The sequence below is a fragment of the uncultured Phenylobacterium sp. genome (assembly GCF_902826855.1).
Classification (GTDB): Bacteria; Pseudomonadota; Alphaproteobacteria; order Caulobacterales; family Caulobacteraceae; genus Phenylobacterium.
The window spans coordinates 1-4,613 of sequence record NZ_CADEGK010000287.1 but is presented as its reverse complement, the minus strand read 5'-3'; the positions used below and the strand labels follow the sequence as shown (position 1 = coordinate 4,613).

Annotated in this window: 6 protein-coding genes; 3 read left to right on the top strand and 3 right to left on the bottom strand. The window is 67.0% G+C overall.

Translation table 11 applies throughout. The features are described from left to right. The first annotated feature begins 177 nt into the window (after positions 1-177). From QZV94_RS23425 to QZV94_RS23415, 3 genes are all read left to right on the top strand, one after another. Positions 178-651 (top strand): globin domain-containing protein, encoded by a 474-nt coding sequence (locus QZV94_RS23425; RefSeq protein ID WP_293682633.1) that lies wholly within the window; start codon positions 178-180, stop codon positions 649-651. A 226-nt stretch (positions 652-877) separates the two neighbouring features. Further along, the gene (locus QZV94_RS23420) at positions 878-1,318 is read left to right on the top strand and encodes a hypothetical protein (protein WP_293682631.1); all 441 of its coding nucleotides are present in this window, start codon (positions 878-880) and stop codon (positions 1,316-1,318) included. A 67-nt stretch (positions 1,319-1,385) separates the two neighbouring features. Then, positions 1,386-1,832, top strand: coding sequence for a hypothetical protein (locus tag QZV94_RS23415; RefSeq protein WP_293682629.1), 447 nt, complete (start codon positions 1,386-1,388; stop codon positions 1,830-1,832). Between the two features lie 72 nt (positions 1,833-1,904). Here QZV94_RS23415 and QZV94_RS23410 read toward each other — a convergent pair whose 3' ends face one another. From QZV94_RS23410 to QZV94_RS23400, 3 genes are all read right to left on the bottom strand, one after another. Then, positions 1,905-3,071: an acyl-CoA dehydrogenase family protein gene (locus QZV94_RS23410; RefSeq protein WP_293682627.1), complete on the bottom strand. Its 1,167-nt coding sequence runs from the start codon at positions 3,069-3,071 to the stop codon at positions 1,905-1,907. Positions 3,072-3,108: 37 nt separating this feature from the next. Continuing rightward, positions 3,109-4,074, bottom strand: coding sequence for a class II fructose-bisphosphatase (gene glpX, locus QZV94_RS23405; RefSeq protein ID WP_293682625.1), 966 nt, complete (start codon positions 4,072-4,074; stop codon positions 3,109-3,111). A 55-nt stretch (positions 4,075-4,129) separates the two neighbouring features. Next, positions 4,130-4,613, bottom strand: a 484-nt coding sequence (locus QZV94_RS23400; protein WP_293682623.1) for an ACT domain-containing protein, incomplete at its 5' end; no start/stop codon positions are given.

Below are 4,613 nucleotides of genomic sequence, written 5' to 3'. Positions count from 1 at the left end.
CGAGTTCGGTTCGTCTGTACTTTACTTCACTCGCGTAAACCTGCCGCAGCTGCTCCAAAACCCATGCTCAGTTTCCGAGACCTAGTATTGATACGGACTCGCGCCGGCAGATTATCCGGGCCAAGGGTGCCTTTCGCTTCAGCTGACCGCCGTCACTTCGAGCCAGAAACGGACGCCATGACCAAGCCGCTCTCCGCCGAGACCATTGCGATCGTCAAATCGACCGCGCCTGCGCTGCAGAAACACGGGCTGGAGATCACCCAGCGCATGTACGAGCGTCTGTTCACCGACCCGGAGATCAAGTCCCTGTTTGACCAGGCCGCGCAGGCGTCCGGCGAACAGCCCCGACGTCTGGCCGGAGCTATCCTCGCCTTCGCGCAGAACGCGGACAAGCTCGACGTCCTGGCCCCGGCGATCGAGCGGATCGCCTCCCAGCACGTCGGCGCGCATATCAAGCCTGCCCACTATCCGGCCGTCGCCGATGCTCTGCTCCCGGCGATCAAGGACATCCTTGGCGACGCCGCCACGGCCGAGATACTCACGGCCTGGGGCGAGGCCTATTGGTTCCTCGCCGATGTGCTGATCGCACGCGAAGCCGAAGCCTACGCCGCCGCCTCGCCGCCGCCCGCCGTCGCCCTGGTCCCGTCGTAGTCCAGGCGACCGAAGCGACGGCGCCGACGGGTCCAGCGAGGAGATGCCGGCGCGCCGGGGCGCGAGCCCAGCCGTCGCCACGCACCGCCAGCTCAGGATATCGGCCATCGGTGGCTTCATAGCCAACGCGCTTCACAGGAAATCTGGGGAAGCGTGTCGGTATGCGGGCTGGCTGACCGTCGTTCCACCAGGCCCTAAGGAGGCCGAGTGAACCCGGGGGCTTGGCGTGAGCGAGCAAGAGCAGATCGATGCCTGGATCGCCCTGCAACCTCAACCAAGGCGCGAGGAGATGGCGTGGCTGCATCGCCGCATAGCTGCGCTTTCACCGGGCTGTAGGCTGTGGTTCGTCAGCGGAAGAAACGACGAGGGCAAGATCGTCTCCAATCCGAGCGTGGGATACGGATCTCACACCCGGAGGTACGCTGACGGCGAAGTACGAGAGTACTATCGGGTCGGCATGAGCGGGAACACGGCTGGCGTCTCCGTCTATCTCATGGGGATCGAGGACAAGACGTATCTGCCCAAGACTTACGCCGGGAGGCTCGGGAAGGCGAAGGTCACGGGCTATTGCATCACCTTCAGATCGTTGAAGAACGTGGATGTCCCGCGCCTTGAAGAAGCTATCGCCGTGCACCTGAATGTCGGCTCGACGCCCCGTCATCCCTGATTCGACCGACGGTCTGGTGAGCGGTGCTTAGCGGAAGAGTAAGCACAGCTTCGATACCCTTCCGGCAATGTCGAAGAAGCGCGCCGCATACCCTGGAGACGTTGCTACCGCGTCAGAGTTGCTCAGGCTTGCGGAAGAGTATCGGCAGGCCGCTCTGGTGATTGCGGGCCAGGGACGTCGGGGCGATCCAATCTCGCGGGCCCCGTACCGGTTGGCCGCAATCCACGCCGTCGAACTCTACCTTAGCGCCCACCTTCTCCATTCGGGTTCCCACCCTACGCTCGTCCGCGGCCTTCACCACGACCTGGCGGCGCGCGCGAACCTTGCTATCGAGAATGGACTGGTGCTGCGGAAGCGGACGGCCGCGCACCTGAAGGCTATGGCGAGCTCGCGTGAGTACCTCGTCACCCGCTATGGGCCGGAACTTGCCTCCACCCTCTCCCAAGTGAACCGGCTCGCGGCGACGCTTGATGAAGTGGCCGCGAAGGTGCGTGTGACCATCCAAAGCGCATGAAGCCCCGCCAAGGGTCGAGGACGTAGATCGACGTCGGAGCGAGAGCCGGCGTGACCCAACCCGTGGCTCCCCCTAGCCCTGGGCTTCGCGCCAATCCCTGCGGATCTTCTTCGCCAGGCTCCACTTATGGACCTCGGTCGGCCCGTCATAGATGCGGAAGGCGCGGACCTCTCGGTAGACCTGTTCGACGATGGTGGCGTCGGAGACCCCGGTAGCGCCCATCACCTGCACGCAGCGGTCGGCGATACGCATGAGAGCCTCTGAGACGGCGACCTTGGCCATCGAGCTCTCGACGGTGCCCAGCGCGCCGGAATCCAGGACGCCCGCGCACCACGCGATCATCAGCTCGGACTGCTTCAGGTCGATGAGGTTCTCGGCCAGCATGAAGCCCACGCCCTCGTGGTCGATCAGCTTCTGGCCGAAGGCCTCGCGGCGGTTGGCGTAGTCGGTGGCGATCTCGTGCGCGCGCTCGCAGCAGCCGTGCCAGCGCATGCAGTGCGACAGGCGCGCCGGCGACAGGCGGATCTGCGCGTAGCGGAAGCCCTCGCCCGGCTTGCCCAGCATCTGGTCCGCCGACACCCGCAGGTTGTCGATCAGGATCGTCGCGTGGCCGCCGGGCATGGAGGTGTCGATGGTGTTGGGCACGTGCTCGATCTTGATGGCCGGATCGGGCAGGTCGACGAGGAACATGCTGGCCCCCTCCTCGCCCTTGGCCATGATGATGCCGACGGCCGCGCCCTGCGCGCCGGTGATGAAGGTCTTGCGGCCGTTGATGACCCAGTGGTTGCCGTCCGGCCGGCAGGTGGTCTTCATCATCGACGGGTCGGAGCCCGCGCCGCCGTCCGGCTCGGTCATGAAGAACGCCGAGCGCGCGCGGCCCTCCACCAGCGGCTTCAGGAACCGCTCCTTGTGCTCGGGGCTGCCGACCTTGCCCAGCAGGTACATGTTGCCCTCGTCGGGGGCCATGGTGTTGCAGGCCAGCGGACCCAGTGGCGAGAGCCCTGTCTTCTGCAGCACATAGGCCGTCTCGAGCTGCGACAGGTGATCGCCGTCGCCCAGGACGTGCGGCGTCAGCACGCCGGCCCCGCGGGCCTTGTCGCGCATCTCATAGACCAGCTCGTCGGTGGGCGCGCCGTGGTGGTCGCGCCGCGGGTCCTTCTCGTAGGGGATCACCACCTCGCGGACGAAGGTTTCCACACGGGCGCCGATCTCGAGGGCGCGGGGCGACGGGCTCGTCAAGGTTGTCTACTCCTGGGTGGCGGTCGGCCGGGTCGGCTCAGACCGGCCGCTTCATGCGCACTTCGCGCACGGTGTGGGTGGCGGAATTCATCACCAGGGTGTGGGTGTGGACGAAGCCGTCCTTCAGGGTCACCCCGTCCAGCAGCGCGCCCTTGGTGACCCCGGTGGCCGCGAAGATCGCGTCGGCGCGGACCATCTCGTGCAGGTCGTACTTGCGGTCGAGGTCGGTGATCCCCACCCGCGCCGCGCGCGCCCGCTCGTCGGCGTTGCGGAACACCAGCCGGCCCTGGAACTGCCCGCCCACGCATTTCAGCGCCGCGCACGCCAGCACGCCCTCCGGCGCGCCGCCGGAGCCGAGGTAGAGGTCCACGCCGGTCTCGGGGTCAGCGGTGTTCATCACGCCCGCAACGTCGCCGTCGGTGATCAGGTACACCCGCGCGCCCACCGCGCGCAGGGCGGCGATGATCTCGGCATGCCGCGGCCGGTCCAGGACGCAGACGGTGATCTCTTCCGCCGCCACGCCCTTGGCGTTGGCCAGCGCCTGGACGTTCTCGCCCGGGCTCTTGTCCAGGTCGATGACGCCGGCCGGATAACCCGGCCCGCAGGCGATCTTGTCCATGTAGGTGTCCGGGGCGTTCAGCAGGGTGCCCTTCGGCGCCCAGGCCATCACCGCCAGCGCATTGGCCATCGCCTTGGCGGTGAGCGTCGTGCCTTCCAGCGGGTCCAGCGCGATGTCGATCTTGGGGCCCGTGCCGATCGCCGCGCCGACCTTCTCGCCGATGTAGAGCATCGGCGCCTCGTCGCGCTCGCCCTCGCCGATCACGATCGTGCCGTCGAAGGCGAGTTCGTTCAGCGCATCGCGCATCGCGTCGACCGCGGCCGCGTCCGCCGCCTTCTCATCGCCGCGTCCCACAAGGTGCGAGGCCGCCATCGCAGCGCATTCCGTCACGCGCACCATTTCCAGGACGAGCACGCGCTCCAGCACGTCGCTGCGTTTCACCATCGGGCTTTAACTCCTGTCGATTCGATTATGCTCAAAGGCTGGTAGCCGCCTCGCCTCAAAAGTCCAGAATATGCATCAGCATCGGTTCGCCGAGAACGCTGGCGCTTTCGCGCATCGCCTCGATGGCGTTGCGGACCGCGCTTTCGTTCGTCTCGTGCGAAACGATCGCGATGAACACGCCGCCCGCGTCGGCCTGACCGCGCTGGATCAGGCTGTCGATGGAAACGCCCTCGGCGCCCAGCATGGCGGCGAGTTCGGCAAGCACCCCCGTCTCGTCGGCGACCGACAAGCGCAGGTAATAGCGCCCGCGACGGTCTGCCGCCTCGCCTGCGCCGATCGGCTCCAAATGGTGCGAAAGCATCGCGAAGGCAGGGCCCGCCTCGCCGCGTGCAATGTCGATAAGGTCGGCGACGACCGCGCTCGCCGTCGGCCCCTCGCCCGCGCCGCGCCCTTCGAAGAACAGCCGCCCGACGAAATTGCCCTCGGCGACCACGGCGTTCAGCGAACCCGTGACCTTGGCGAGCGGGTTGGCGAGCGGG